The organism is Hymenobacter sp. 15J16-1T3B (genome assembly GCF_020711235.1).
Lineage (GTDB): Bacteria > Bacteroidota > Bacteroidia > Cytophagales > Hymenobacteraceae > Solirubrum.
In genome coordinates this window covers 21,693-47,944 of sequence record NZ_JAJFAV010000010.1, presented here as the reverse complement: position 1 = coordinate 47,944, position 26,252 = coordinate 21,693, and the positions used below count along the sequence as shown (strand labels likewise).

The 26,252-nt window shown below is 65.6% G+C and carries 24 protein-coding genes; 6 read left to right on the top strand and 18 right to left on the bottom strand.

What is annotated here, in order from left to right; genetic code table 11:
* Window positions 1-82: 82 nt before the first annotated feature.
* Together LJ737_RS16970 and LJ737_RS16965 are read right to left on the bottom strand one after the other, a co-directional pair.
* Window positions 83-1,666, bottom strand: a complete 1,584-nt coding sequence (locus tag LJ737_RS16970; RefSeq protein ID WP_227767874.1) for a DUF6770 family protein — start codon at window positions 1,664-1,666, stop codon at window positions 83-85.
* A gap of 27 nt (window positions 1,667-1,693) precedes the next feature.
* Window positions 1,694-3,310 carry a hypothetical protein gene (locus LJ737_RS16965; RefSeq protein WP_227767871.1) on the bottom strand — a complete coding sequence of 539 codons (1,617 nt, stop codon included), beginning with the start codon at window positions 3,308-3,310 and terminating at the stop codon, window positions 1,694-1,696.
* Between the two features lie 303 nt (window positions 3,311-3,613).
* Here LJ737_RS16965 and LJ737_RS16960 point away from each other — a divergent pair, with 303 nt between their 5' ends.
* Complete coding sequence (locus LJ737_RS16960; protein WP_227767869.1) at window positions 3,614-4,078, top strand: nuclear transport factor 2 family protein; 465 nt, start codon at window positions 3,614-3,616, stop codon at window positions 4,076-4,078.
* 12 nt (window positions 4,079-4,090) lie between these two features.
* Here the strand turns inward: LJ737_RS16960 and LJ737_RS16955 are convergent, their stop codons facing one another.
* Genes LJ737_RS16955 through LJ737_RS16945 form a run of 3 tightly spaced genes read right to left on the bottom strand, consistent with a single transcriptional unit; the run spans window position 4,091 to window position 7,076 of the window.
* Window positions 4,091-4,795, bottom strand: a complete 705-nt coding sequence (locus LJ737_RS16955; RefSeq protein WP_227767867.1) for a LytR/AlgR family response regulator transcription factor — start codon at window positions 4,793-4,795, stop codon at window positions 4,091-4,093.
* Window positions 4,792-5,910, bottom strand: coding sequence for a sensor histidine kinase (locus LJ737_RS16950; protein ID WP_227767865.1), 1,119 nt, complete (start codon window positions 5,908-5,910; stop codon window positions 4,792-4,794). The genes LJ737_RS16955 and LJ737_RS16950 overlap by 4 nt, the downstream gene beginning before the upstream one ends.
* Entirely contained in the window at window positions 5,907-7,076 is a 1,170-nt protein-coding gene (locus LJ737_RS16945) for a sensor histidine kinase (protein WP_227767863.1), read from the bottom strand. The genes LJ737_RS16950 and LJ737_RS16945 overlap by 4 nt, the downstream gene beginning before the upstream one ends.
* Before the next feature lie 262 nt (window positions 7,077-7,338).
* Here LJ737_RS16945 and LJ737_RS16940 point away from each other — a divergent pair, with 262 nt between their 5' ends.
* Complete coding sequence (locus LJ737_RS16940) at window positions 7,339-7,692, top strand: hypothetical protein (RefSeq protein WP_227767862.1); 354 nt, start codon at window positions 7,339-7,341, stop codon at window positions 7,690-7,692.
* A 59-nt stretch (window positions 7,693-7,751) separates the two neighbouring features.
* On the opposite strand, the gene LJ737_RS16935 is transcribed toward LJ737_RS16940, so the two are convergent.
* From LJ737_RS16935 to LJ737_RS16895, 9 genes are all read right to left on the bottom strand, one after another.
* The gene (locus LJ737_RS16935; protein WP_227767860.1) at window positions 7,752-8,072 is read right to left on the bottom strand and encodes a DUF6984 family protein; all 321 of its coding nucleotides are present in this window, start codon (window positions 8,070-8,072) and stop codon (window positions 7,752-7,754) included.
* Window positions 8,073-8,135: 63 nt separating this feature from the next.
* Entirely contained in the window at window positions 8,136-8,801 is a 666-nt protein-coding gene (locus tag LJ737_RS16930) for an HAD family hydrolase (protein ID WP_227767857.1), read from the bottom strand.
* 68 nt (window positions 8,802-8,869) lie between these two features.
* On the bottom strand, window positions 8,870-9,220 hold the full coding sequence (locus LJ737_RS16925) for a hypothetical protein (RefSeq protein WP_227767855.1): 351 nt from the start codon (window positions 9,218-9,220) through the stop codon (window positions 8,870-8,872).
* 21 nt (window positions 9,221-9,241) lie between these two features.
* Window positions 9,242-9,892, bottom strand: a complete 651-nt coding sequence (locus LJ737_RS16920) for an HAD family hydrolase (RefSeq protein ID WP_227767854.1) — start codon at window positions 9,890-9,892, stop codon at window positions 9,242-9,244.
* A 107-nt stretch (window positions 9,893-9,999) separates the two neighbouring features.
* Window positions 10,000-10,317, bottom strand: coding sequence for a hypothetical protein (locus tag LJ737_RS16915; protein WP_227767852.1), 318 nt, complete (start codon window positions 10,315-10,317; stop codon window positions 10,000-10,002).
* A 176-nt stretch (window positions 10,318-10,493) separates the two neighbouring features.
* The gene (ispG, locus tag LJ737_RS16910) at window positions 10,494-12,566 is read right to left on the bottom strand and encodes a (E)-4-hydroxy-3-methylbut-2-enyl-diphosphate synthase (protein ID WP_227767851.1); all 2,073 of its coding nucleotides are present in this window, start codon (window positions 12,564-12,566) and stop codon (window positions 10,494-10,496) included.
* Between the two features lie 242 nt (window positions 12,567-12,808).
* Window positions 12,809-13,468: an NAD(P)H-binding protein gene (locus tag LJ737_RS16905; protein WP_227767850.1), complete on the bottom strand. Its 660-nt coding sequence runs from the start codon at window positions 13,466-13,468 to the stop codon at window positions 12,809-12,811.
* Window positions 13,469-13,528: 60 nt separating this feature from the next.
* Window positions 13,529-14,206 carry a MarR family winged helix-turn-helix transcriptional regulator gene (locus LJ737_RS16900; RefSeq protein ID WP_227767849.1) on the bottom strand — a complete coding sequence of 226 codons (678 nt, stop codon included), beginning with the start codon at window positions 14,204-14,206 and terminating at the stop codon, window positions 13,529-13,531.
* Window positions 14,207-14,390: 184 nt separating this feature from the next.
* Window positions 14,391-15,365, bottom strand: coding sequence for an NAD(P)H-quinone oxidoreductase (locus LJ737_RS16895; RefSeq protein WP_227767848.1), 975 nt, complete (start codon window positions 15,363-15,365; stop codon window positions 14,391-14,393).
* 199 nt (window positions 15,366-15,564) lie between these two features.
* On the opposite strand from LJ737_RS16895, the gene LJ737_RS16890 reads away from it, so the two are divergent.
* Window positions 15,565-16,071, top strand: a complete 507-nt coding sequence (locus tag LJ737_RS16890; protein ID WP_227767847.1) for a hypothetical protein — start codon at window positions 15,565-15,567, stop codon at window positions 16,069-16,071.
* Window positions 16,072-16,236: 165 nt separating this feature from the next.
* On the opposite strand, the gene LJ737_RS16885 is transcribed toward LJ737_RS16890, so the two are convergent.
* Window positions 16,237-18,423: a glutamine synthetase III family protein gene (locus LJ737_RS16885; RefSeq protein ID WP_227767846.1), complete on the bottom strand. Its 2,187-nt coding sequence runs from the start codon at window positions 18,421-18,423 to the stop codon at window positions 16,237-16,239.
* A gap of 274 nt (window positions 18,424-18,697) precedes the next feature.
* Between LJ737_RS16885 and LJ737_RS16880 the strand changes: the two genes are divergently transcribed.
* Both LJ737_RS16880 and LJ737_RS16875 read left to right on the top strand, forming a co-directional pair.
* The gene (locus tag LJ737_RS16880) at window positions 18,698-20,566 is read left to right on the top strand and encodes an LTA synthase family protein (RefSeq protein WP_227767845.1); all 1,869 of its coding nucleotides are present in this window, start codon (window positions 18,698-18,700) and stop codon (window positions 20,564-20,566) included.
* 17 nt (window positions 20,567-20,583) lie between these two features.
* Window positions 20,584-20,949 carry a hypothetical protein gene (locus LJ737_RS16875; protein WP_227767844.1) on the top strand — a complete coding sequence of 122 codons (366 nt, stop codon included), beginning with the start codon at window positions 20,584-20,586 and terminating at the stop codon, window positions 20,947-20,949.
* Window positions 20,950-20,958: 9 nt separating this feature from the next.
* Here the strand turns inward: LJ737_RS16875 and LJ737_RS16870 are convergent, their stop codons facing one another.
* Complete coding sequence (locus LJ737_RS16870) at window positions 20,959-21,831, bottom strand: pirin family protein (RefSeq protein WP_227767842.1); 873 nt, start codon at window positions 21,829-21,831, stop codon at window positions 20,959-20,961.
* A gap of 102 nt (window positions 21,832-21,933) precedes the next feature.
* On the opposite strand from LJ737_RS16870, the gene mtaB reads away from it, so the two are divergent.
* The gene (gene mtaB / locus LJ737_RS16865) at window positions 21,934-23,283 is read left to right on the top strand and encodes a tRNA (N(6)-L-threonylcarbamoyladenosine(37)-C(2))-methylthiotransferase MtaB (protein WP_227767841.1); all 1,350 of its coding nucleotides are present in this window, start codon (window positions 21,934-21,936) and stop codon (window positions 23,281-23,283) included.
* A 78-nt stretch (window positions 23,284-23,361) separates the two neighbouring features.
* Here the strand turns inward: mtaB and LJ737_RS16860 are convergent, their stop codons facing one another.
* Complete coding sequence (locus LJ737_RS16860) at window positions 23,362-23,982, bottom strand: hypothetical protein (protein WP_227767839.1); 621 nt, start codon at window positions 23,980-23,982, stop codon at window positions 23,362-23,364.
* Window positions 23,983-24,860: 878 nt separating this feature from the next.
* On the bottom strand, window positions 24,861-26,111 hold the full coding sequence (locus LJ737_RS16855) for an ABC transporter permease (RefSeq protein WP_227767837.1): 1,251 nt from the start codon (window positions 26,109-26,111) through the stop codon (window positions 24,861-24,863).
* Window positions 26,112-26,252 lie beyond the last annotated feature (141 nt).

Genomic DNA, 26,252 nt, shown 5'->3' with positions numbered 1-26,252 from the left:
CAGTTTCGGCCACGACAAAGGCCCCGGCGCCGACAACGGGTGTCGGCGCCGGGGCCTGCCGGGTGGTCGTCGGGGACCGGGCTTATTGCAGCGCCACCGTTTGCAGGCGCAGCAGCTTGCGGCCGGGCTCGTAGCGGTAAAGCAGCACTTTGCCGGGCGTGGCGGCCACAAAACCGGTCATGGGGTCGGGGCGGAAGTACTGGGCCTGGGGCGGCGCCTCGCCGTACACGAACTTGTTGACGGCCTCAGCGGTGGTGTTCAGGTTTTTGCGAAACAGGTCGATGCCCTGCTGCAGCTCGTTGGTGGGCTGGGGCGGCGCGGGCGGGTCGGGCAGCTTCTCCAGCGAGGAAGCGGCGCGGGCGGCCGTGCGCGTGGGCACGTTGGCCAGCACCGTGGCGTAGGCGTACTCCTGCTGGCCTTCCACACCGGTGTAGAGCAGGTAGGGCTCGGCCTGCTTGCCCACCACGTTGCGGTAGTGGCTGTAGCGCAGCTCGTCGGCCGAGGAGCCGGCCTTGAAGGTGCGCGCCACCGGGTAGGCCCCGCTGGGCTTGCCCGCGGCGTCGAAGCTGAGCACCACGAAGGGGCCGGGCTGCAGGGCGCCGCCGGGCTGCACCGAGGTGTTGTACTCGCCGATGAGCTTGAGGTCGGTGCCGGTGGTGGTGATGAGCTCGTGCAGGGGCAAGTAGCCGCGGCGCGACTGGATGCGCGGGCCCAGCGAGGGGTCGTTCAGGCTTTTGCCCAGGTCGGCCCAGGAGGTCAGTACCGGCGCGGCGGCCGTGCCGTCGGGCTTATAGGTGGTCAAGAACACGCCCTGGGCGCTGTCGACGCGGGTGGTGCGGCTGTTGAAGTACAGGCCGGTGGTGGCCACGCGGCCGTCGGCGAGGGGCATCAGCTGCTCGGGCAGCATGGTGAGGCCGTCGCGGCGGGTGGGCGTGCGGTAAAGCACGCGGCCGCTGGCGCGGTCGATGCCGAGCACGGCAAACTCCGTGACGGCGCGCTGCTCGCGGGTGTTGGGCTTCACCACGTAGGAATCCGACAGCACCAGGGTGATGACGTCCTTGCTCACGGCCACTTTCAGCGGGGTGTGGTGGCGCAGGTCCTTGGGAAAGTACATCTGCGACCATTCCGGCTTGAGGGCGGCGTCGAGCACGGTGATGGCGTAGCCGGTGGTGTCGTTGCGGTACTGCTGCACCAGGCACACGCCGTCGGTGGGCGTGCCGGCCACCAGAGGCGCCCCCACGGGGCTGCGGCGCGTGTCGGGCAGGGCCTCCAGCTCGCGGCTGAGCTGGGCGCCGGTCTGCGGGTTAAACGAGTACAGGGCCAGGCCCGCGCCGCCGCGGCCGTGGAAGGCCAGCGTATAGGTGGCTTTGCCGGGCAGGGTGGCCAGCGGCTGGGCGCCCACCGGCACCGGCAGGGCGTACTGGTACTTTACTTTCAACTCGGGGTCGAGCACGCGCACGGCGTAGAGGTCGTGGCCGTCTTCGCCCGCCTCGCTGCGGTACAGGGCCAGGTAGCCCTTGCCTTCCAGGGGCAGCAGCTGCGGCAGGCCGGGCACGCCCTTGATGGAAAGTTGTTGCTGGGCCTGGGCGCGGCCGGGCAGCAGCAGGCCCGCCGTCAGGGCCAGGAGGAGCAGCCCGCCGAGGGGCCGCTTATAGAAAGTCGTCATCGAAAGCAGGGGATAAAACACGCGGAATTACTTCAGGCCGGGCACGTCGAGCACCTGCAGGCGCAGGGTCTTGGTGGCTTTGTCGTAGTGCGAGTAGAGCAGCTTGCCCGGGGCGTGGGGCAGCACGTCGTCGTAGGCCAGGTCGAGGTTGGGGGCGGCTACTTCGTGCTCAAACTCGCGCACAGTCAGCTCGCCGCGGTCCTTGTCGGCGGGCACCACCGGCTGGTCGAGGTAGAGGCGCGAAAACAGGTCGTCGCGCTTGTCGGTCAGGGCCACGGAGTTGACGTACTGCAGGTTCTGGTGCCAGTTCAGGTACACCAGCCGGGGCGGGGCGCCGGCCGCGGGGGCCAGGAAGCGGTAGCTGTACATGCTGCGCTGCGACCAGTCGTCGGGGCTGGTGACGCTGTGGTTCTGGTAGAGCTTGTAGGGCTTGGGAATGCGGCGGACAGCCTGCATTTTGCCCTGGGCGTCGAGGTCGAGCACCACGAAATCCAGCACGTAGCTGCGGGTGTTGCCGATGCCGAAGCCGCCCATGGAGCCGAAGTTGCTGTTGCCATTGGCCGCGGGCGCCGGCGCCGACTTCACGCCGCCGGCCCGCTCGTAGTCCGCGTCGTTGTAGCCGAAGTTCTTGTAGGTTTCGCCCACCAGCTGGTAGCCGCCGCCGGGCTTTTCCAGCAGCTCGTGCAGCTTGATGCCGGGGTAGTTGCGCACCGTGAAGACGGCCACGCTGGAACGGGAGTTCAGCTGCTGGGCCAGCTCCTCGGTGTAGGGCATGGTGTTGAGAAACTCCTGCTTGCCCTCGGGCGAGAGGCCCATGGTGAAAAAGCCGCCGCGGGGCGGCGCGTCGGGCTTCTCGGTGTACACGGCCGGGCGCGGCGACTTGTCCGCGTAGGGCCCGGCCAGCAGCAAGCGGCCGGCCTTGTCGACGCGGGCCAGGGTGGGCAGCACCTCGTTGGGCGCCGCGGGCAGGGCCGGGCGGGCTTTTTCGGCGCCGGTGGCCCCGTCGAGGCAGGCCACTTCCCAGCCGGCCTTGGAGTACTCGTCGAGGGCGTAGACGTGGGCGTCGTCGGCGGCAAAGCGCCGCAGCTGGTACTTGCCCTTTTCCGGGGCGAAGTCCTTCTGCCACTTGGGCTTGAAATCAGCGCCGTAGCGGGCCACGGAGTAGCCTTTCTTGTCGGCGTCGATGGGGTACACCAGGTAAAAGTCGCCCGCGGTGCCGGCCGGCTCCAGGGCGGTGATGCTGCCGAACACGTCGGCCAGGGGCACGTGGATGTCCTGGGTTTTCTGCCCGGCGGCGTTGAACTGCAGCAGCGTGCCGTCCTTGCCGTTGTAGAAGCAGAACACGGTGTTGGCGCCCACGGCGCGGGCGGTGAGCAGTTTGCCGTTGCGGCCCAGGCGCACGTCGGTGGTCGAGAGCTTTTTCAGGTCGCGGCCGTAGAGCTCCAGGTGAAACAGGTCGTACACGTTGCGCTCCTGGCGCATGGTGTAGTACAGCTGCCCGTCGGCCGACTTAAAGCCGGTAAAGGACCAGGCCTCCACGTCGGGAATGGTGACGTCCTGGGCGGCGGCGGGACCGGCCGCGGCCAGCAGCGCCAGCACCAAGCCGCGGCCCCAGTGGCCCCGGCGCATAAAGCGGGTATTCATGCAGTCGATAGAAAAGGGAAAATGAGTGAAAGGCGCCGGCACCAACGCGGCAGCGGGCCGGGCGCAGGTAGCGGAACTTACTGAGGTAAAGGTACTACGCCCTGCACTTATTCCCACCGAATTGACTTCTGACGGGTTAAAAATTGGCCGCCGCAGCCGCCGCGGCGGGGGCGGGCGTCGGTCGGGAATGGCCAGCGCAACGCGGGTAGCGCAGCCGCCGCGGCCGGCGCGGGGGGGCGGCCGGGCGTGCAACGCTGGCCCGCGCGGCGGTTTCTTTGCCCGTCACATCTTCCTTATTCCCCCATGCGCCTTCTGCTCCTCCCCTGCCTACTGCTGGCCGCCCCGGCCGCCCGGGCCCAAACCACCGCGCCGGCCCCGGCCGAAACCGAAGCCGTCAAGGCCACCGTCACCCGCTTTTTCGAGGGCCTGCGCAAGGGCGACAGCGCCGTGGTGCGCAGCACCCTGGCCCCGACGGTGGTGCTGCACACCATCAGCACCCGCGGCGGCAGCCCGCAGGTCATGACCGAAAGCCCGCGGGAATTTCTGCAGGCCGTAGGTACGCCGCACAAAGAGGTCTGGGATGAGCGCATCAGCTTCGAGCGGGTGCTCATCGACGCCCAGCTGGCCAGCGTCTGGACGCCCTACCAGTTCTACCTCGACAACAAGTTCAGCCACTGCGGCTACAACTCGTTTCAGCTGGTGAAGCTGCCCCAGGGCTGGCGCATTGCCTACGTCATCGACACGCGCCGCAAGGAGCCGTGCAAGTAGCGCGGAGGCGCCTTACTTGAGCGCCTCGCTGACCTGCGGGCGGTACAGGCGGCCGATGGGCACCTCTTGCTGCGCTATTTCCAGGTGGCGGGGGCTGAAGGTACGCACCTTGTCCAGGGCCACGATAAACGAGCGGTGCACGCGCAGAAAGTTGCTTTCGGAGAGCTTCTGCTCCATGCCGTTGATGGTTTGCTTCACGACGAGCGGCGGCCCCGCCACGCAGTGAATCTTCACGTAATCCTTCAGGCCCTCCACGTAGAGCACGTCGCGCAGCAGCACCTTCACCATCTTCCTGTCGACGCGGAAATACAGGAAGGCGTCGGGGTTGGCGGCGGGCGGGGCGGGCTCGGCCGGCGGCGCCAGGTCGGGTTTGCCGGCTTTGGCCACGGCCTTCAGAAAACGCTCCAGCGACACGGGCTTGAGCAGGTAATCCACCGCGTCGAGCTCGAAGCCTTCGTAGGCGTACTCGCGGTAGGCGGTGGTGAAGATGACCTGGGGCGGGTGGCGCAGGCTGCGCAAAAAGTCCGTGCCGAGCATCTTGGGCATCTTGATGTCGAGAAACAGCAGGTCGACGGGCTGGTGCTGCAGCGCGTCGAAGGCCTGCAGGGCGTTTTGGCAGGTGCCCACCAGCTGCAGGTGGGCCACCTCGCGCACGTAAGATTCGAGCACTTCCAGGGCCGGGGGCTCGTCGTCGACCAGCAAGCACTTTAGTTTCATGGCAGTTGCGGCTGAAAAGAGGCGGCCGCCGCGAGGGGCAGCCGGCGCGGCTCCGGTTGGGCCCGCGCCGTGAGCGGCAGCTGCAGGATGATCAGGAAGGTGTCGGGCTCCGGCACCACCTGCAGGCGGTAGCGGCCGGCGTAGTGATGTTCCAAGCGCTGGCGCACGCGGCGCAGGCCCGCGCCTTCCGCCCAGGCCACCGCACTGGGCAACTGGCTGTTGATGACTTTGAGCACGAGCCGGTCGTGGCGCACCACCAGGTCGATGCTGATCCAGGCGCACTCCAGGGCGGCGCCGGTGCCGTGGCGGAGCGCGTTTTCCAGAAACGGCAGCAGCAGCAGCGGCTCGATGACGTAGTCGGCAAACGCGCCGCTGAAGTTGAGCGACACCTCCACCCGGCGCCCCAGACGCAGCTGCTCCAGCGCCACGTAGCGCCGCATCATGGCCACTTCGTCGGCCAGCGGCACGGTATCGTGGGGGCTTTCGTAGAGCATGTAGCGCAGCAGTTCGGCCAGGTGCAGCACCGCCCCCGGCGACTCGGGCGCCTTGGCGGCCGTGAGGCGGTGCAGCGACCGAAGCGTGCCGAACAGGAAAGCCGGTTGCAGCTGGGCCTTTAGCAGTTGCAGTTCGGTGCGCAGGCGCTGCTGCCGCAGCTGCTGGCGCTGGCGGCGCTGCGTTTCCCACTCGCGGGTGATTTTCACCGTCACGGCAATGCCGGCCGTAAGCACGGTGATGAAAAAGGTGTAATTCAGGTGCCAGTAGCCCACTTGGTGAAACGCCGGGTCAATCGGGGCGTGAAACAACCGGGGCATTATCACCAAATCAAAACAGATGACGGTGAGCATCGTCAGCAGGGCGCAGGCGGCCACCCACGCGGTCAGCAGCAGCCCAAACGCCAGGGGCTGGCGCTGCCGCATCAGCCGGGGCAGCAGCCAGTACAGCAGCGGGTAGGTGGCCAGCATCGAGGCCGGCAACTGATTGAAAAACAACCCAATCACGTATAGCCGGGTGCCGTTGCCCCAGTACGCGGGCAGCTGAATGATCAGGGAAAAGGCCAGTATGGCGGCCCAGAACAGCCCGTGCCGGACGACCCGGTGTCGGAGCACGGCGCTCATGCGGGTATCCGATGGGCCAGGGTCGCCCGCATCCGCACCGACTGCCGACGCCGGCCCGCGCCTTGCCAAGCCCGGCGGCGGGGCGGCGCGGCGGCCTCCAGTTCCCGCAGGCGTAGGCGCAGCTGCACGGTGAACGTATCAGGCCGCACCTCCACCCCGATCTGGTGCTGCCCGGGGTAGAGCAGCTGCAAGCGCTGCCGCACGTTGCTCAGGCCGATGCCGCCGGCTCCGGCGGGTGCATCGGCGTTTTTCGAGTTGTGGATGGAGCAGATCAGGTCGTCGGCGTCCAGGCCCAGCCGAATGACGATGCGGGCGGCCCCCACCTGCTCGGCGGAGCCGTGCTTGAAGGCGTTTTCGACCAGCGGCAGCAGCAGCAGCGGCGCCATGCCCGCCCGGGCGGGCATGGCGGGGGCCTCGAAGACCACTGTCAGGCGCGGGCCGTAGCGCAGCTGCTCCAAGGCCACGTAGTTGCGCAGCAGGGCTACTTCGTCGCGCAGGCTCACCAGCGGCGCGTGGCCCTGCTCCACCACAAAGTGCAGCAGCGCCCGCAGCCGCTCCACCACCCGCGGCGCCTCGTCTGATTGCCGAAGCGTGAGGGCGTAGAGGTTGTTGAGCGTGTTGAAGAGAAAGTGCGGGTGAATCTGGGCTTGCAGCAGCTGCAGCTCAGCCCGGTAGTTTTCCTGCTGCAGCTGCTCGTTGAGCAGCTCCTTGCGGCGCCAGCGCCGGTAGCCCCACAGCCCGGCGGCGGCCCCGGCCGTGAGCAGCAGGGGCAGGTGCATGGCCGGCGACAAGGCCAGGTGCTGCTCCAGGGGCCCGGCCGCCACGGCGGCCCGCAGCGGCAGCAGCCCCCAGGCCCACACGGCGTACGACAGCACCGACGCCGCGCTCAGCCAGCCCAGCGCCCGCAGCAGCAGGCGCCCGTAGCGGGGCTGCTCGGCCCACAGCTCGGGCAGCACCCCGTAGAGCAGCGCGTAGGTGGCCGGCCCGAACGCGCAGAGCACCAGCACCAGCGAAAACAGCAGGGCCAGCCCGGCGTGGTACACAAACACGCACTTGTAGCGCAGCAGCGCGGCCTCCAGCAGCCCGACCACCAGCCAAAACAGTGCGTGGCGCAGCACGCGCCGCTCGTCTATCTGCCGCAGCACCCGGTTTATTGCCTGAGCCATACCCATCGTTCGTTGCGTTGAGCCCAAGTGAATATACCGATTTAGCCGCGGGTAAGCTGCTTGTTATCTGATTTATAGACCAACAACAATCCTTCATCGACCAACGACCGAAGCGGCGGTTGAGCGACAGGTCGCTACTGTATTTCCGTGCGCATACGTCGCTGGGCGAATAGCCCAGCGCGGGCTGATTGGGCAGGCCATCTTAGTACCCGTTAGCGGCTGGCCCCTAACGCATGTCTCACCCCTAGCCTACCCCAACGCCATGAAAACGCCCCTGCTCACCGCCTGCTTCAGCCTGCTGTTTCCCGTACTGGTTCACGCGCAGCAAGTGCCGCAAGGCGGCTACTGGAACCTGGAAACCGACCTGAACACCCGCTCCTACACCATCGTGCGCTTCTACAACGACGAGCACCAACTGCTGCGCGAGGAGCGCCTCGACAACCTTTGCCTGGATTTGAGCAGCGGCACGCCGCTGTGCCGCCGCACCGCCCGCCTGCTCAACAACTCCTTGCAGCTGGTGCTGCGCGAACCGCAGCGCACCGACCAGCTCACCACCCAGCTGGCCCAAACGCTGGGTCAGCACCGCCGCATTCAGCGCGTGTACGCCGTGCGCTAGCAACGCCGGGGCGGTCTTTGCCAGGTTCATCGGCGCGGCCGGCGCGGGTCGACTGCGCGTCAGAAGGCCGGGATGCGCCGCACCGGCGAGTCGTCGGTTTTCCAGCAGTCCAGCTCGTACAGCTCGTCGGCGGTGTCCAGGTACAGGGCCACGAACACCGGCACGCCGTCTTCGTCCAGGAACTGCGTGCGGCCGATGATGTCGCCGAGGCGCCGCTCGGCCACTTCGCCCACGAAGCGCAGGCTGCCCACGCCGTGGGGGGTAATGTCGGCCACCCGGGCCGCGGGCAGGTGAGCCAGCAAGCGCTCCGCGCCGGCTTTGTCGCGCAGCAAATACATGACTAGGCCGAGCTCGGGCAGGTTTAACAGGCGCTGGGACATACCAAAGGTCATTTGCATCGGCATACGCAAGTGGCGCCAAAGCGGCGCACCCGCCACCCCGGATTAGCGCGGGACCGGCAGCGCCCGGATGCGGGCGGCACTCAGCTGCCCGAGCTCCGCCACCACCTCGTCGGCGTGGTGCAGGTCTTGGCCGCCGGAGTGCGCGCTGCGGTAGCCGATGCAGTACATGCCCGCCGCCTTGGCCGCCGTCACGCCGTTGGCCGAATCCTCGATGACCACGCACTCGTGGGCCGGCACGCCCGCCAGCTGGGCCGCGTGAAGGAAAATGGCCGGGTTGGGCTTGGATTGCGGAAAGTCCTCCCCGCTCACCAGGTTGTCGAAGTACGGGTACAGCCCGAAGCGCCGGAACACGCGGTTAATCGTGTCCTTGGAAGCCGACGAAGCCAGCTGCAGGGGCACGCCGGCGCGGTGCAGGTCCTCAATGAGGGCCCGCGCGCCGGGCAGCAGGTCCAGCGCCGTGTCCTCGTCGAAGGCCGCGTTGAACAGCTCGCGCTTGCGCTGCATCAAGGTTTCGACGTCGGCCGCCAGGCTGTATTCCTGCTTGAGGCGCTGGTAGATGTTGCGCGTCGAGCCGCCGAGGAAGGTGGCGTACTCGGTGTCGGAAATCGGCAGGTTCAGCTCGGCGAAGTGGCGAAAAAAGGCGTCGTGGTGCAGCGGCTCGGTATCAACGAGCACGCCGTCCATGTCGAAGATGACGGTGCGAATCATGCGCTGGTGGCAGTGGTGGAAGGCGCGGCAAAGGTAGAAGCCGCCGGCCATCGAAGCGGCCAGCGGGGCTAGTTCAGCACCTGCAGCCGGTATTTGGCGCAGTGCACGAGCAAAGGCGACAGGTGGTCGATTTCCAGGCGCAGGTGCAAATCGGGCGGCCGACTGGGCTGCGCTGGGTCGAGGCCGCACCAGTCCACGCAGTAGCCCAGCTCCGTCCACCGCCGCTGGCACCGCTCAACGTCAAGCAGTTGCTGCACGGCGGCTACGGCCGCCCCGTTGCGGATGCCGGACAGCACCAGTTGCTTGCGTACCACTTGGCCTTGCCGGAAGGGCTCGACCTTTTGCCACAGCGTCAGCCGGCCGCGGGCGGCGTCAAAAACGAACTGCTCCACTGCCGCGTCGTGCAGGTGGTCGTCCACACGGGGCGTGGGCCACGGGCGCTACAGCAGCTGCCGGAAAAACGGGTCGCGGAAGTCCGGGGCGAAGTGCAGCACGTTGTCGAGGTAGTCGAACTCGGCCTCTTCGTGGGTAGTGGTGAGAATCACGCAGCTCATGCCGGCGTTGCGGGCGGCTTCGGCGCCCTTGGGCACGTCCTCGAACACCACGCAGTCTTTCGGCTCCACGCCTAGCGCGGCGGCGGCTTTCAGGAAGGTTTCGGGGTGGGGCTTGCTCTCGGTCACGTCGTCGGCGCTGACCACGGCCTGCACGTACTGGCGGATGTCGAGCCCGTCGAGCACGAAGTCGATGTTGAAGGGAATGGCCGCCGAGCCGATGGCTACCGGAATGCCACGCTCTTTGGCTGCCTGCAGAAACTCCAGCAGCCCGGGCAGCAGCTGCAGGTGGGGCCGATACTCGGCCTGGTAGCGCTCCTCCTTCTGCCGCGAAAGCCGCACCATTTCGTCCTCCGTAAACCGCTCCGGCCCGAACATGCGCACCAGCACCTCCTGGTTTTTGCCGTACATCTGCGGCTTCACCTCGTCGTAGGAAAACTGGCCGCCCAGCTCCTCGTTGAAGAGCCGCTGCCAGGCGCGGGTGTGGTAGTCCATGTCGTGAATCATGGTCCCGTTCAGGTCGAAAAGGAAGGCTTTCATGTGGTTGGGGTCAGGTGGCGGGCGCCGGTTGAGGTGGAGCCGGGGCCGCTAAAGCAATTCGATGAGAAACTTTTGGTTTGCGGCAGCAAGGGGCTAGAGAGCGGCATTTAGTCTCCTAACCCTAACAAGCCGCACTGCGCATCGACAGCTTGCTGAAGAATGGCCTGGAAAGCAGCCTCATCTGATTTCAGCCGCACTGGCTTCTGCTGCAACTTGAGTAGCATCCGGACCACGATTTCACTGCCCCAACGAAAGTCGCTGTAGTAATCAAACCAGAGTCCTATGATGCCTTCGGTCTGCAGCCGGTAAAATAAGTCGTCCTCAATACCGCCCGCGCGCTGCAAACTCAGATTGCGGCTCGACTTAGACTGGCTATCAGGAATTAGGTATAGGTCCAGCATGTAGAGAATGAAGAAGAACGTCATGCTGAGCTTGTCGAAGCATCTCTACCGCTGGCGTTAGGTAGTAAAATCATTACCTAGCATCAGCACGCGAGATGCCTCGGCAAGCTCGGCATGACGTCCTATTAGGCGCAGGCGAAGCGGTAGAGATGCTTCGGCTGCGCCTCAGCATGACGTGCTGATTTGGACCTATTCCCGCCTTACGCCCCGACTGGCTCCTCCACTGCCACCGGCTCGACCCAGCGGCCGTCTTCGCGGATGAGGTTGATAAGCTCGTCCACGGCGGCTTCTTCGGGCACCGATTTCTTGATGACTTCCTGGCCGCGGTAGAGGGCAATTTTGCCCCGGCCCACGCCCACGTAGCCGTAGTCGGCGTCGGCCATTTCGCCGGGGCCGTTCACGATGCAGCCCATGATGCCGATTTTGACGCCTTTCAGGTGGTCGGTGCGGCGGCGGATCATGGCCGTGGTTTCGGGCAGATCAAACAGGGTCCGGCCGCAGCTGGGGCAGCTGATGTATTCCGTCTTGCTCATGCGCGTGCGGGCCGCCTGCAGGATGCCGAAGCCGAGCTGGTTGAGGCCATCCAGCCGCGCCAGCCAGGTGTTCTGGTCGGCGTCGGGCAGCTTTTCGGTGCTGAGCACCACCCCGTCGCCGAGGCCGTCGAGCAGCAGGCCGCCCACGTCGGTGGCGGCGTAGAGTTGGGTTTGCTCGGGCGCCTGCTCGGGGTACTGGCGGTTGATGATGACGGGACTCGTCACGCCCAGGTTCATCAGCCGGAAGAACGCCCGTCGGAGTTCGGGCATGGCGTGGACGTTGTCGGTATAAAGGATGACGACGGCCGTCTTGTCGGCCCGCAGCTGGTCGATGGCCGCCGGCGTGAGCGAATCCAGGTTGTGAAAGACGAAGTTGGCCTCGGGGTGCCGGGCGGCGGCCACGGCGTACTCGCTGTGGGTCAGCACCGGGAAATGGTCAGCGCGCTGGCCCGCGTCCAGCCAGGCCGAATAGTCGACCAACTCTTTCAGGCCGTTGGGCAGCATGAACGGGATGGGGCGCTGGCCGGTGTAGAGGTAGTCGGCGCCGAGGTCGTTCATCTGGAACTTGTCGAGGAAGGCCGAATACAGGTGCCCCACGCAGCGCAGGTCGTTGTATTCCACCTGCGGCAGGCGCGAAATGTCGGCCAGCACCCGCGGCACGTTCGTCCCGCCGAAGTTGAGCACTTCGTGGGTGGCGCGGCGGTGGTACTGGAAGGGGTCGATGGGCACCTGCCCCGATTCGGTTGCCGGGGTTGAGCCTTGGTCTTGCGAAGCGGCGGCAACAAACGCGGGCTCAGCATCTGCGCTCAACGGCGCAATGGGCTTGGCCTCGGCGGCGCGGTTCGTGTACCGGTCGATGAGCATGCGCGCCACCGGCGCTTCGGCTTCAGGCGGCTCGGTGAGGCTCACGCGCACGGTGTCGCCCAGGCCGTCTTCCAGCAAGGTGCCGATGCCCACGGCCGACTTGATGCGCCCGTCCTCGGCTTCGCCGGCTTCGGTCACGCCCAGGTGCAGCGGGTAGGGCTGCAGGCCCTCGGCTTCGAGCTTCTGCACCAGCAGGCGGTAGGCCTGCACCATCACTTGGGTGTTGGAGGCCTTCATCGACAGCACCACGTCGTAGTAGCCCTCATCCTCGCAGATGCGCAGGAATTCCAGCGCCGATTCCACCATGCCCAGCGGGGTGTCGCCGTAGCGCGAAAGGATGCGGTCCGACAACGAGCCGTGGTTGGTGCCGATGCGCATGGCCGTGCCGTACTGCTTGCAGATCTGCACCAGGGGCCGAAACCGCTCCCGGATGCGCTCAATCTCGCCCTGGTACTCCGCGTCGGTGTACTCGATGGTCTGGAATTTCTTCTTGTCGACGTAGTTGCCGGGGTTCACGCGCACTTTCTCCACGATGCGGGCGGCCAGCTCGGCCGCGTTGGGCGTGAAGTGGATGTCGGCAATGAGCGGGACGTTGCAGCCGCGGCGGCGCAGTTCCTTCTTGATTTCCTGCAGGTTCTGGGCCTCCTTCATGCTCGGGGCCGTGATGCGCACGTACTCGCAGCCGGCTTCCACCATGCGCAGCGTTTCCTCCACCGAGCCCAGGGTGTCCATGGTGTCGACGGTGGTCATGCTCTGCACCCGGATGGGGTAATGCCCACCGAGGGGCAGGTCGCCGATGTTGACGACGCGGGCTTCGCGGCGCTTGTACTGGGTCAGGCTGGGGCAGTAAATCTTGGATTCCGAAGGAGTGCTCATGCGCGCAGGTACGTAATCAGGGGCAAAACCGCGTTGAAGGCCGCAAAGTTGCCGGCAGGCAAAGGTACGCGGTTGCGCGCGGAAGGAAATCCGACACCCAGGCCGGCGTGGGCCCACTGGCACGAGGAGGCCAAGCGGCAGCAAGCCGTGCGCTACCCGCACTGGCTGACCACGCAGCTGGGCAATGGAGCAGCGGCCGTTTGACTGGGCCGAAGCGCGGGTGGGCTACGGCGGCCCCGCGCCTACTCCCCGGCCCGCTTGAACACGTCTTCCAGGGTATCCACCTGCAGGCCCACCGCCTCGTCGAAGCTGGCGTTGATCATGGCCCGGGCCACCGTGCGGGCGTGGATGGGACGGTACTTGCGCAGGACCGGCAGGGTGCCCAGCAGGGCCGCCGCGCCGATGCTCACCCGCTCCAGCGGCCGGGCCTGCGGCCGCGGGCCGGCCAACACGCCCGGCTGCAGGATTCGGGTGCGCGCAAACGCCAGCGCCTGCACGTCGCGCTCCAGCTCGCCCTTCATGCGGCTGTAGAAGAGGGCTGAGTCTTTGTCCGCCCCGGCGGCCGACACCAGCACGTAGGTGTCGGTGCCGTTGCGGGCGGCGTGCTCAGCCGTTTGCAGCTGGTAAGTGTGGTCGACGCGGTACTGAGCCTCCTTGCTACCGGCTTGCTTGAGGGTGGTGCCCAGGGCCGAAAACAGCACCTCGCCCTGCAGCAGCTCCTGCCACTCCGCGGGCTTGTCGAAGTCAACGAGGTACTCCTCGAGCTTGTCGGGGTTGTGGTAGCCGGTGGGCCGGCGCGTAAACACTTTCACGCGCTCGAAGCGCGCATCGGTCAGCAGCTGACCAACCAAATAGTGCCCCACCAAGCCGGTGGCGCCGATAACAAGGGCAGTTTTCTTCATAGCAGTACGGGCGGGGCAACAAGCGCCCAGCCTAGCTGTACTCCCGGCCGCGGCCCGGGGTTACTCCTCCGCCGCGCTTAGCGGCTGCCACAGCTGCATCAGCTCCTCGAAGCTGGCCGGGCGCGGGGCCAGGAAAATCGGCAGGTGAAACTTGTCGAGCCGCTGCAGCAGGTAGAGCAGCTGCTGCCGCTCCTGCGCGTTCAAGTCGCCCGCGACGAGCTGCGCCGCCTGCGTCATGCGGCCCACCACCTGCCGCAGCACCGCGAGGCCGGCGTCCGTCACGGTGAGCTGCTTGCGGCGCCGGTCGGTGGCGTGGGGTTGCTCGGCGACGAGGCCGTTGGCCAGCAGGCGCTTGATGACCTCGGTGCCCGAGGCCTTTTCGTGCACGTTGCGGGTAATCAGCTCGGTTTTGCTCAGGGGCTGCACGCGGTAGAGGCTGGCCAGGTAGGCAAAGTCATCGATGGTGAGCAGCGGGGTATCGGCCAGGGCCAGGCGGCTGTACACCCGGGCGTAGCGGTTCATAAAAATCACCAGCTTGCTGATCTGCACCTCCGCCGTTTCGTGCGAGCGGTGCATTTCGTCGGGGTGCGGGTCGGTGGCGGTCGGGGCCAGGACCGTCCGGGTGTGCAGCCAAGCGGCAAACCGGGCGAGGTCGGCGGGCGCGCTGTGGCTGGCTTGCTGGTGCTGCTCGAAGGCCTCAGCCTGCTCGATCAACTGCTTCAGCAACGAGTAATCCATGGCAGTGGAGGTGTGCAACGCACCGCCCGGAACGAGGGCGGCGCGGAAGAAAAGAGTAGCGCGGGCAACAGGAAGCCGGTCAGGTTCCCTCTAAGCTGAAGCGTACGGGCACGCGGCGGCCACGTTTACACTTTTGCAATAATTATTGCCCGCCGTTAATGATTTACTGAAGGCGGAAGGCACCTCAACGGTTGACCCGCAGCACGATTTTGCCGATGTGGGCGCTGCTTTCCAGCAGGCGGTGGGCCAGTTCGGCTTCGGGCAGGGCGAATTTGCGAAACAGCACCGGCTTGAACTGTTTGTTCACCAGCAGCGGCCACACGTGGTGCTCCACCTCGGCTGCCAGCGCGGCCTTGAAGTCGGCCGAGCGCGGGCGCAGGGTGCTGCCGGTGATGGTCAGCCGCCGCCGCATGACTTCCAGGGCGCTGAACTCGGCCGTCCCGCCCTTCATGGCGTTGATAAACACCAGCCGGCCGTCGTCTTTGAGCAGGCGCAGGTTTTTGGCCGTGTAGTCGCCCCCGATCATGTCCAGCACCACGTCGACGCCCTGCTCCCGCAGCCCGGCCTCGAAGTCCTCGGTGTGGTAGTTGAAGCAGCGGGCGGCGCCCAGCGCCTCGCAGGCGCGGCATTTTTCCTCCGAGCCGGCCGTGGCGTACACCGTGGCCCCGCGCAAGCGGGCCAGCTGAATGGCCGTCACGCCGATGCCGCTGCTGCCGCCGTGCACCAGCAGGGTTTCGCCGGGCTGCAAGGCGCCGCGCTGAAACACGTTGTGCCACACGGTAAACACGGTTTCGGGCAGGGAGGCGGCCTCCGTCATGCGCCAGCCGGCGGGTACCGGCAGGCAGTGGCGCGCGTCTACCACCGCGTATTCGGCGTAGCCGCCGGCCGCCAGCAGGGCGCATACCTCGTCGCCCACCTGCCAGCGCGTCACGCCCTCCCCGACCTGGCTCACCACGCCGGCTATTTCCAGGCCCGGGACGGTGCCCGTCACGTCGCCCGCGCCGCCGTACTTGCCCTGGCGCAGCAGCACGTCGGGGCGGTTGACGCCCGCGGCCAGCACTTGTACCTGCACTTGACCGGGGCCGGGTGGCGGGGTGTCGCGGTGGGCGAGCTGTAAGACTTCTGGGCCGCCGGGGCGGCTGATGACAATGGCATGCATGCTAGGTTGGTAGGGAGAGGGGGCGGAACAGCCGAGGGCGGACGGCGCAGCACGGGGGCCGCGGTGCCGCAACTTGGCTGGGCTGCAATAAACAAACTATGCGTCCTTTATGTAGCGGCGCCTTTCCCAAGGGCCGCAATTAATTGCCGGGCGGGCGTTATTCGCACCTTTCGACGGCTTTTGCGTTTCTTGCTGCGGTATGAAAGCGCCCTCCATCTTCCCCACCCTCTTCGACGCTACCCGCGCCCTGGGGCTGCGCGCCTGGCAAACCGGCCCGCTGTTTCGCAAGGCCTTCCGCTCGGCGGCCGAGTCGGTGCAGGAGGTGCTGCGCGCCGAAGTGCAGCGCGGCAACGCCAAGCTGGTGGCCGACTTCCTCACCGACAAGGCGGCCCCGGCCGTGAAGGCGCTGCTGCTGGAGCGCATGACCATCCGGCTGCTGGCCCGGCTGGGCTTGCGCGGGGCGCTGGCCTCCAACGTGGTCGGCTGGATTCTGCCCTTCGTGGTGGAGAAAATTGTGCGCGCCGTGCTCAAGACCGACATGGCCGCCAAGCTGCAGCAGCACCCCACCGTCACGAACGTGCGCCACACCCTCGACGAGCTAAAAAACCGCCTGCGCCGGGCCGTAGCGCCAGATTTCGGCTCGAAAGCGGAGGTACTGGAACACGACTTGCCCGAGCTGCCCGCCGCCTCTTCGCCGGCCAATTAGTCTGGGTCAATAAAAAAGTCATGCGTCAGCGGGTAGCCGCTGACGCATGGCCCGAAAATGAAAAAACCCGCCGGCTCCCGCACTTGCTGCGGGGCCAACGGGCTTAGTGGCGAACCGGTCGAACTGCATTCCCACCCGAATTCGAACCGGTTGCACCGGCGGCTGCTAATGCAAGAAGAGCAGCTCGCGGTATTTGACTAGGGGCCAATCTTCGTCGGCCACTAGAAGTTCCAATTTGTCAACTTGCCGACGAATAACGTCGAACAGCGGACGAATAGTTGCGCCGTAGGCCAGGGCCCGCTCGCGCGTGTCCTCCAGCTTGTTGGCTTTTTTCCGTTCGTCAACCATCTCGCCCACCGTGGTTTTGATGGTCGCGATGCGCCGCGAAATTTCCTTGATGGAATCCACAGTTACCTGCGAGTATTCGTCATCGAGGCCCAGTTCGCGCAAGCCGCGCACGTTTTGCACAAGCTTGTTCTGGTACGCTACCGCGGTCGGAATAATGTGGTTTACGGCCAAATCCCCCATCACGCGGCTTTCGATCTGCACCCGCTTGATGTAGTCCTCCAGGAGGATTTCGTGGCGGGCGTGCAGTTCAACGTGCGAATATATGCCCAAACGCTCGAATAATTGCGAAGCCGGCTCGGTCACGAAGGCGTCAAGGGCCGGCGGCGTGGTCGGCACGTTCGACAAACCGCGCGAGGCGGCCTCTTCCTTCCACTCGTCGGAGTAGCCGTTGCCCTCGAAGCGGATGGCTTTCGAGTCAATCACGTACTGGCGCAGCACGTCGATGATGGCCATTTCCTTTTTGCGGCCCGTCTCGATCAGCGCGTCGACCTCCTTGCGGAAGATGTCCAGCTGGTCGGCCACGATGGCGTTGAGCACGGTCATGGCCGAGGAGCAGTTGGCCGACGAACCCACGGCGCGGAACTCGAACTTGTTGCCGGTGAAGGCGAAGGGCGAGGTGCGGTTGCGGTCGGTGTTGTCGAGCAGAATGGGCGGAATCTTGTCGATGCCCAGCTTCAAGTACAGGTTGTCGCCCTTGTCGAGGGGCAGCTTGGCGTTGCGCTCCAGCTCGTCGAGCACCTCCGTCAGCTGCTTGCCCACGAACACCGACATGATGGCCGGCGGGGCTTCGTTGGCGCCCAGGCGGTGGTCGTTCGAAGCCGAGGCAATGCTGGCGCGCAGCAAATCGGCGTGCTGGTGCACGGCCTTCACCGTGTTGATGAAGAAGGTCAGGAACTGCAGGTTTTCCTTGGGCTTGCGGCCGGGCGAGAACAGGTTCACGCCGGTGTCCGTGCTCATTGCCCAGTTGTTGTGCTTGCCCGAACCGTTGACGCCCGCGAAGGGCTTCTCGTGCAGCAGCACCTTGAAGTCGTGCTTGTCGGCCACCTTGTCCATGATGTCCATCAGGAGCTGGTTGTGGTCGATGGCCAGGTTGGCGTCCTCGAAGGTCGGGGCGCACTCAAATTGGTGCGGGGCCACTTCGTTGTGGCGGGTGCGCAGCGGAATGCCCAGCTTGGTAGCTTCCTCTTCGAACTCCACCATAAAGGAGTGCACGCGGGGCGGAATCGAGCCGAAGTAGTGGTCTTCGAGCTGCTGGCCCTTGGCCGGGGCGTGGCCGAAGAGCGTGCGGCCGGTCATCACCAGGTCGGGGCGGGCCGAATACAGGGCCTTGTCGACGAGGAAGTACTCCTGTTCGATGCCCAGCGTGGTGTTCACGCGCTGCACGTCCTTGTCGAAGTACTGGCAGATGGGCAGGGCGGCGCGCTCCAGGGCGGCCAGCGACTTCAGCAGCGGGGCTTTGTAGTCGAGGGCCTCACCGGTGTAGGCGACGAAGATGGTCGGGATGCACAGGGTCTTCGAGCCGGCCGTTTCGATGATGAAGGCGGGCGACGTGGGGTCCCAAGCGGTGTAGCCGCGGGCCTCGAAGGTGTTGCGGATGCCGCCGTTGGGGAACGACGAAGCATCGGGCTCCTGCTGCACCAGCGCCGAACCTTTGAAGTTCTCGATGGGGCGGCCGTCGGAGTTGAGGTCAAAAAAGGAGTCGTGCTTTTCGGCGGTGGCGCCGGTCAGCGGCTGGAACCAGTGCGTGTAGTGCGTGGCCCCCTTGCTCATGGCCCAGGTTTTCATGGCCCCGGCCACGGCGTCGGCCACGCCGCGCTCCACGGGCTGGCCATTCTTGATGGCGGCCTGCAGCTTTTTGAAATAGTCGCCCGACATGGTGGCGCGCATGGCCTCCAGGTTGAACACGTTGCGACCAAAAGATTCCGAACGACGTTCGGACGAAGTGACCGGCACCGGCTTGCGCTGGTCGACCAAATTCAAAGCACGAAAACGGAGGGTTGCCACGAAACGGGGAAAGGTTAAAAAAGCGGGGAAATGCTTTTGATGGGGCCAAAGGTAGAAGCGAAAGTTATTTTTCACAACTACCCCCTCTTTTTTTAAGGCCTTTTTCGACCAAGCAAACGTTTTCGCCGACCACACCCCCTCAATTTCTACCCGTATCTCTCCGCCCGCAGTACCGGAAGCCTGCGGATTAGTTTCCTGGCGGCAGGGTGCCGGGCCGGATTGCGTAGCGGCGGCATGCACGCGCCCGTTACCTTTGCGGCTTCGCACTCCGCTCGTGAGAAACCGCTTTCATTATCAGCCGCGCTATTTTCTATACTGGCTGCTGCTGTTCGCCCTCGGGCGCGCCGTCTTTTTGCTTTACCACTGGTCGCAGCACACCGCCGCCCTCGACGCGGGCACGGCCGCGCGCACCTTTCTCTACGGCTTGCGCCTCGATGGCTCGGCCGCCGCGTACCTGAGCCTGCCGGCCTTTTTGCTGCTGACGCTGGGCGGGCTGTTTCCGCGCTGGCGCGGGGCCAAAGCCCTCGGGGCTTACACGGCGCTGGCGGGCGTGGTGGTCGGGCTCATGACCACCGTCGATTTGGAGCTGTACAAGGCTTGGGGCTTCCGCCTCGACAGCACCCCGCTGCAGTACCTCGACACGCCCGGCGAAATGGCGGCGTCGGCCGGCTCGGCGCCCTGGCTGAAGCTGACCCTGATTTTGGCGGGTCTGCTGGCGGCCGGTTACGGGCTGTACCGGCGCCTGCTTGCGCCGCTGCCGCTGGCCCCGGCCTGGTTTCCGCGCTGGCGCGCGGTGCTCGTCGGACTCCTATATATAGCCCTGGTCATCGTGCCGCTGCGCGGGGGCGTGCAGCAGATTCCGGTCAACCAGAGCGACGTGTACTTCTCGGCGCAGTTTCCCTTCGCCAACCACGCGGCCATCAACGTGCCCTGGAACGTGGTGCAGTCCCTGCAGCTGGGCGAGGTCAAGCAAAGCACCACCGTATACTTGCCCGACAGCACAGCCCGCCGCTTGGTGAGCGAGCTGTACCGCCCCGCGCCCGACCCGGCGCCGGTGCAGCTGCTGCGCACTGCGCGGCCCAACGTGCTGTTCATCATCTTGGAAAGCTTTACGGCCAAGCTGGTGGGCCACCTGGGCGGCGAAAAGGACGTCACCCCTACCCTCGACAGCCTCGCGCGCACGGGCGTGTCCTTTTCCAACTTCTACGCCAGCGGCGACCGAAGCCAAAAGGGCATCGTGGCCCTGCTCAGCGGCTACCCCAACCAGCCCACGACCAGCATCATCAAGTACCCGCGTAAGACCGAGGGGCTGCCCAGCCTGGCCCGCAGCCTGGGCCGTCAGGGCTACCAATCGGCGTTTTACTACGGCGGTGAGCTGGCCTTTGCCAACATGAAGTCCTACCTGCTCGCCGGCGGCTACCAGCGCCTGGTGGAACGCCAGGACTTCAGCCAGCGCGACCAGAACTCGAAGTGGGGCGCCCACGACCACGTATTGCTCGGTCGTTTGCTGCGCGACTTGCGCCAGCCCCGGCCGGCGCCGTTTTTTGTCACGGCTTTCACCCTGAGCAGCCACGAGCCGTTTGAGGTGCCCATGCGCCCGCGCTTTCCCGGTGCCGACCAAGACGCGCTGTTCCGCAACTCGGTAGCTTACACCGACCACGCCCTGGGTCAGTTTCTACGGGCTGCCCAGCAGGAGGCGTGGTGGGCGAATACGCTGGTGGTGCTGGTGGCCGACCACGGGCACGTGTCGCCGGGCTGGTCGGCCATTCAGGCGCCGGAGAAGTTTAAGATTCCGCTGCTGCTCACCGGCGGGGCCCTGCGGCCGGAGCTGGCGGGCCGGCAGGTGGCGGCCTTCGGCAGCCAGACCGACGTGGCCGCGACCCTGCTCACCCAGCTCGGCCTGCCCGCCCGCGACTACGCCTGGAGCCGCAACCTGCTGGCCCCCGGTCCGGCCGCGGCGCCCGGCGGCTTTGCCTTCTACTGCTTCTCCGACGGCTTCGGCATGCTGACGCCCGACGGGGAACTGACCATGGACAACGTGGCGCACCAGCTGATTTACCGGGCGCCCGCGGTGAAAGACCGGCAGCTCCGGCAAGGCCAGGCCTACCAGCAGGAGTCGTTTGCTGATTTTATGCGCCGCTAGCGCGCGTTGCCCTCCCGATGCGTCAGCTGCTCTTCGTCTACAACGCTTCCGCCGGCCCGGGCCACGCCCTGCTCGATTCCCTGCACAAGGTGGTGTCGCCCGGCACCTACCCGTGCACGCTGTGCGGGCTCACCTACGGCCTGACCAGCATGCGCCCCGAGTGGAAGGCGTTTTTGCAGACACTGCCGCTGCCCGCTCGCTTCCTCTACCGCGACCAACTGCCCGAGGCGTACCCGGCGCTGGTGGGCCAGCCGCTATCGGCCATCTTCTTGGAGGACGAAGCCGGGCGGGTCGCGCCGCTGGTGACGGCGGCGGAAATGCAGCCGCTGAATTTGCCCGGCCTGATCGAGCTGCTTCAACAGCGGCTGCAGTTGGAGGCGTAGCGCGCGGCCTCAGCGCGTTTCGCTTTCCATCAGCATGCCCATGCGCCCCATCTGGTAGTCGCGCACGGCTTCCATGAGCTGCGTGGTGGTGTTCATTACGAAGGGCCCCTGCCGGGCCAGCGGCTCGTTGAGGGGCTGGGCGGCCCCGAGCAGCAGCAGCGCCTCGATGCCGGCTTCGATGACCACGGTGTCGCCGTCGTTCGCCAGTGCCAGCAGCTGCCGGCTCGCCAGCGCGGCCCCGTTTACGCGCACGGCGCCGCGTACCGCGTACACCATGGCGTTCAATTCGGCTCCAACGGACCACTCGTAGCGTCCACCGGCTTGCAGCTGCAGCAGGGCCATCTGCACCGGGCGCAGCGGCCGGGCCGGGCCCTGGGCGCCGGGCCAAGCACCGGCTACGGCCGTCAGGATGGCCCGGCCCTCGTCGGAGGTTACCACCGGCAATGCGTCGGCGGGCAAGCCCTGGTAGGCGGGCTGCTCCATTTTCAGCGCCGCCGGCAGGTTGATCCACAGCTGCAGCAATTCCAGCTTCCCGCCGGTTTCGCGCAGCTCCCGGGGCAGGTTTTCGGCGTGAATAATGCCGCGGCCCGCCGTCATCCACTGCACCCCGCCCGCGCCCACCACTTGGCGGTTGCCGCGGCTGTCGTGGTGCAGCACCGCCCCGGCCAGCACCACGGTGACGGTGGCAAAGCCCCGGTGCGGGTGCGGCCCGAAGGGCAGGCCGGCGTTGTAAGGTTCCAGCCCGACGGGGCCGATATGGTCGAGCAGCAGAAACGGGTCGATTTGCTCTAGCGTACCTACCGGCAGGGCGTGGTGGATGAGCACGCCGTCGAGGTCGGCGGCGCGGGCGGGCTGGGGCAATTGGGGCGTGCGCAAGGTCATGGTGCAAATGAACGGAAACGGAGCCAGGCAAACCCGCCGGGGTCACTCCGCAGTAACCGGCGGAACCAGGACCCCGGCCGGCGTTGTATCTTTGCCGATCCTATGAACACGCGCACCGTTGCCTTTTACACGCTGGGCTGCAAGCTCAACTTCTCCGAAACTTCGGCCCTGGGCCGGCAGTTCGAGGAGCGCGGCTTCGAGAAAGTAGCCTTCGAGCAGGGCGCCGACGTTTACGTCATCAACACCTGCTCCGTCACCGACCACGCCGACCGCAAGTGCCGCAAGGTGGTGCAGCAGGCGCTCAAGCACAACCCCGAGGCCTACGTGACCATCGTGGGCTGCTACGCCCAACTCAAGCCCCGGGAAATAGCCGAAATTCCCGGCGTGCACGCCGTACTGGGCGCCGCCGAGAAATTCCGCCTGGCCGAAATCCTGGCCGAAACCGCCTTCCACAAGCCCGCCGCCGGGCAGCCCGGGCAGGTGTTTGCCTCGCCCATTTCGGAAGCTACCGAGTTTCACGCCGCCCACTCGTTCGGCGACCGGACGCGCACCTTCCTGAAGGTGCAGGACGGCTGCGACTACAGCTGCTCGTTCTGCACCATTCCGCTGGCGCGGGGCGGCAGCCGCTCCGGCTCGGTGCAAAGCGTGGTGGAGCGCGTGCAGAAGCTGGCCGACACCGGCGTGAAGGAAATCGTGCTAACGGGCGTCAACCTGGGGGATTTTGGCCTGCAGGGCGAAAACCGGCAGCGTCTCGAGACGTTTACCGATTTGGTAAAACACCTCAACAACGTGGCAGGCATTCAGCGTTTTCGCATCAGCAGCTGCGAGCCGAACCTGCTCACCGACGAAATCATCCGCACGGTGGCTGCTTCGGAGCGCTTCATGCCCCACTTCCACATCCCGCTGCAGTCAGGTTCGAACAAAATCCTGGGCCTGATGCGTCGCCGCTACCGCCGCGAGTTGTACGCCGAGCGGGTGGCGCTCATCAAAGAGGTCATGCCCCACGCCTGCATCGGCGTCGACGTTATCGTGGGCTTTCCGGGCGAAACGGAAGCCGATTTTCGGGAGACTTACCAGTTCCTGAACGAGCTGCCAATTTCCTACCTGCACGTGTTCCCCTACTCCGAGCGGGACAACACCCTGGCCCCGACGCTGCCCGGGCGGGTGCAGGACCGCGTGCGGCACGAGCGCACCACGCAGCTGCGGAGCCTGTCGGAAAAGAAGAAGCGCTTTTTCTACGAGCAGCACCTGGGCCTCGAAACCACCGTGCTCTTCGAGGACGACTTGGGTCCCGACGGCCGCATGGAAGGCTTCACCCCGAACTACATCCGGGTGGTGGCCAACTACGACCCGTTGTTGGTAGGCGAGGTAAAGCACGTGCGCCTCACGGAAGTTAACCCCAACGGATTGATGGAGGCCGAAGAAATGGGCTTTGAAGTGCTGGCGCACTAGACGCCCTACATCCTATCCATATCCAAAAGAGAAAGCCGCGGGAATACCCGCGGCTTTCTCTTTTGGATATGGATAGCACTAGCGTACCGGTCGCAACATCTCCACCATTTGTTGCATCATTCGCTGCTGCTCCAGTAGCATCTTCTGTTGCTCCACCAGATGTTGGTTGCGCTGCTCGGCCAAGGCCAGTTGGTGCTGCAGTTGCTGGGCATAAAGCATGGCTTCCCAACTAGGCGCGGGTAGCGCCGGCGCGGCGGGTGGCACCGGCGGCACGACTGGCGCTGGTACAGGATCAGCCGACGCCACAACATTTACGCCCGGCGAAGGCCCTGCGGCGGCTGGTGTTGCTGGTGTTTCCGCAGGCGCCGCGGCTGCCGTTTCGGGCTGAGGCATTAGCGCTGGGGCTGGCGTTGTCGGAGCCGATACCTCGGCTATGGTGGCCGGGGCCGGGATGTCAGTTGTGGCCTCAGCAAAGGGGAACATACTCCCGGCACCTTGCATCAACCAATCTTTTGACACATTTGGATACACCTCAAATACCTTACACAAAAGGTCAAAACCGGGTTTGTTTCGCTCTTCGACGATATGTTGAATAACCGTAGCCGTTTTGTCGAGGGAAAGAGCGAAGGCATTCTTGGACATGCCTAGTGCCTGAATCAACTGGCTGAAACGCTGGCCTACTGTTTGCTGAACTGCCATTTATACAATTGAAATTTTATCAAATGTATAAAAAACATTTGTCACAGCATTACCTACCCCTCGTTGCCCTTTACTGAGTAGTGGCCACAATACCAGCCGGGGCTACAGCCGACTAAAAGGAAACGTGTACACCTCATAAGGCAGGAGCTCACAATTCAGCTGCAACATGCCCACGGTGTACAAGAGCAGTAAGGCTCCGGGCGTCAACGCAAATTCTTGCAAGGTAATTTCTTCGGAGCCCGCGCCTTCAGCCTGGGCGCGGGCCGGCGTCATGCGCCAGGGCGCGCCGATCCTGTACAGCTGCGCCACGTGGTCGATGTAGCCGTAGTTGGCGGCTACTTTCTAGCTGGTCGCGCAGGCGGTGGCTGACGGCGGCCTCGAGCCGGCGCTGCAGTTGCGCGGGCGAATCGGCAACGAGGTCAGCCAGGGCCAGCCGTCGGCCGGTGCGCAGGTCGAAAGTCAGGTGGCGGGCGCCGGGCTGCAACGGGCCGCCGTTCTCGTCGGCAAACGCCCTCGAAAGCACGAGCCCTTGGTTGAGTAGCGCCTGGCATTCGGTGCCGCCGAAGCCTGAGCCGGCCCACAGGCGCAGGTCATCGTCGTAGCAGCACTTCCGCGCCCCCTGCTACCGCTGCGGCGGGCCTTCGGGTCAACGGCATTGAATTGTTCGGTCACCTAGGCCAGTAGCTGCCGGTTGACGCGCCAAGCCACGGTGGTGGGCAGCTTTACCTGGGGCACCCGGAAGCGGCTGGCTTCGCTGCGAACGGATTGGGTGAAAACCTGAGCTTTGCTACCGATTATCTGCGCCCACGCCCCTACTCCCGCCCCGCAGCCGTCAGCCTGGCGCACGGCAACGATTTCATAACCGAACAACCGCCGGGCTACTCGTAGCGCAGGGCATCGATGGGGTCGAGGTCGGCGGCCTTGCTGGCCGGGTAATAGCCCGAGGCCAAGCCCACGGTGATGCAGATAATCAGGCCAATGGTCATCCACAGCCAGGGCACCAGAAAGCCGCCCTCGCCCACCAGCAGCGACACCGCGTTGCCGGCCGACACGCCGAGCACGATGCCGAAGGCCCCGCCCATCACGCAGATAACAATGGCCTCGATGAGAAACTGCTGGCGGATCTGCAGGGACGTGGCACCGAGGGCCTTGCGCACCCCGATTTCGCGGGTACGCTCCGTCACCGACACCATCATGATGTTCATCAGGGCAATGCTGGCGCCGAGCAGGGTAATGAAGCCCACCACGAAGCCGCCGATGCGCAAGCTGCCCGACATGCTGTCGAGCTTACCGGCCAGCGAGTCGCTGCTTTCCATCTCGAAGCTGTCCTCCTGCCCGAGCCGGTCGTGGCGCACGGCGCGCATCAGGCCGCGGGCCTGGTCCATGGCGAAGGGCAGATTTTCGGGCCGGGCCACGGCCGTCTTGATGTCGTACGTGAGGGCCTGCTGCCGGGGCATCTGGTTGCCGGTGGTCAGCGGAATGAGCACCATGCGGTCGGCGCCGCCGCCCCCGCCCATGCCCGAGCCGCTGCGCTCCAGCGTGCCCACCACCAGGAAGCGGCGGCCGAGCAGGTACACGTATTTGCCCAGGGCGCGGGTTTGGGAACCGCTGCCGAAAAGCTTTTCGCGGATTTCGGCCCCGATGATGGCTACACTGCCGCCGCTTTCCAGCTCCTGTTGGGAGAACGTGCGGCCCGAGGCCAGGTTGTAGCTTTGGTTGAGCAGGTAGTTTTCGTCGCCGGCCACCACGTTGGTGTTCGGGTTGGTTTCCTCGCGGCCGGCTTTCACCTTCACCGCCCCGCGGATAAAGGCCGAAATGCCCACACGGCCCTCGTCACCGAGCTGCTGCTTGTATTGAGTGGCCTGCAGGTAGTCGATGGCCGGGTACACTTTGCCCCGCACGCCACCGCGGCGAAACTGGTTGCTGTAGCCCTTGGCGGCAATATCGAAGGAATTGGCCCCGAGGCTGGCAAAGGTCGAATTCAGCGAGGCCTTCATCGCGTCGATGGCGGTGAGAATGCCCACCAGGGACATGATGCCGATGCTCACGATGAGCGCCGTCAGGACGGTACGCAGCAGATTACTTTGAATGGAACGGAACGCTTCGCGAATGTTTTCCAGCAAATGCATGCCTACCAGGGGTCAATAAAGCCAACAAAACCAACCAACGGCGGCGGGCACCCAGTGCCCACTCAGCCCGCCGAAAGGTAGGGGCTTTGGGCTAAACCTGTAGGCCTTTCGCTACATTTGTTTGGCGGGCTTCCGGACCGG

Excerpts from the sequence above, each read along its gene's own strand:
- LJ737_RS16895 (WP_227767848.1), bottom strand. The coding sequence starts at position 15,365 with ATGCATGCCATTGTCATCAGCCGCCCCGGCGGCCCAGAAGTCTTACAG.
- LJ737_RS16890 (WP_227767847.1), top strand. The coding sequence starts at position 15,565 with ATGAAAGCGCCCTCCATCTTCCCCACCCTCTTCGACGCTACCCGCGCC.
- LJ737_RS16960 (WP_227767869.1), top strand. The coding sequence starts at position 3,614 with ATGCGCCTTCTGCTCCTCCCCTGCCTACTGCTGGCCGCCCCGGCCGCC.
- LJ737_RS16875 (WP_227767844.1), top strand. The coding sequence starts at position 20,584 with ATGCGTCAGCTGCTCTTCGTCTACAACGCTTCCGCCGGCCCGGGCCAC.
- LJ737_RS16965 (WP_227767871.1), bottom strand. The coding sequence starts at position 3,310 with ATGAATACCCGCTTTATGCGCCGGGGCCACTGGGGCCGCGGCTTGGTG.
- LJ737_RS16920 (WP_227767854.1), bottom strand. The coding sequence starts at position 9,892 with ATGAAAGCCTTCCTTTTCGACCTGAACGGGACCATGATTCACGACATG.
- LJ737_RS16935 (WP_227767860.1), bottom strand. The coding sequence starts at position 8,072 with ATGTCCCAGCGCCTGTTAAACCTGCCCGAGCTCGGCCTAGTCATGTAT.
- LJ737_RS16860 (WP_227767839.1), bottom strand. The coding sequence starts at position 23,982 with ATGGCAGTTCAGCAAACAGTAGGCCAGCGTTTCAGCCAGTTGATTCAG.
- LJ737_RS16915 (WP_227767852.1), bottom strand. The coding sequence starts at position 10,317 with ATGACGTTCTTCTTCATTCTCTACATGCTGGACCTATACCTAATTCCT.
- LJ737_RS16905 (WP_227767850.1), bottom strand. The coding sequence starts at position 13,468 with ATGAAGAAAACTGCCCTTGTTATCGGCGCCACCGGCTTGGTGGGGCAC.
- LJ737_RS16930 (WP_227767857.1), bottom strand. The coding sequence starts at position 8,801 with ATGATTCGCACCGTCATCTTCGACATGGACGGCGTGCTCGTTGATACC.
- mtaB (WP_227767841.1), top strand. The coding sequence starts at position 21,934 with ATGAACACGCGCACCGTTGCCTTTTACACGCTGGGCTGCAAGCTCAAC.
- LJ737_RS16950 (WP_227767865.1), bottom strand. The coding sequence starts at position 5,910 with ATGAGCGCCGTGCTCCGACACCGGGTCGTCCGGCACGGGCTGTTCTGG.
- LJ737_RS16855 (WP_227767837.1), bottom strand. The coding sequence starts at position 26,111 with ATGCATTTGCTGGAAAACATTCGCGAAGCGTTCCGTTCCATTCAAAGT.
- LJ737_RS16955 (WP_227767867.1), bottom strand. The coding sequence starts at position 4,795 with ATGAAACTAAAGTGCTTGCTGGTCGACGACGAGCCCCCGGCCCTGGAA.
- ispG (WP_227767851.1), bottom strand. The coding sequence starts at position 12,566 with ATGAGCACTCCTTCGGAATCCAAGATTTACTGCCCCAGCCTGACCCAG.
- LJ737_RS16945 (WP_227767863.1), bottom strand. The coding sequence starts at position 7,076 with ATGGCTCAGGCAATAAACCGGGTGCTGCGGCAGATAGACGAGCGGCGC.
- LJ737_RS16970 (WP_227767874.1), bottom strand. The coding sequence starts at position 1,666 with ATGACGACTTTCTATAAGCGGCCCCTCGGCGGGCTGCTCCTCCTGGCC.
- LJ737_RS16940 (WP_227767862.1), top strand. The coding sequence starts at position 7,339 with ATGAAAACGCCCCTGCTCACCGCCTGCTTCAGCCTGCTGTTTCCCGTA.
- LJ737_RS16870 (WP_227767842.1), bottom strand. The coding sequence starts at position 21,831 with ATGACCTTGCGCACGCCCCAATTGCCCCAGCCCGCCCGCGCCGCCGAC.
- LJ737_RS16900 (WP_227767849.1), bottom strand. The coding sequence starts at position 14,206 with ATGGATTACTCGTTGCTGAAGCAGTTGATCGAGCAGGCTGAGGCCTTC.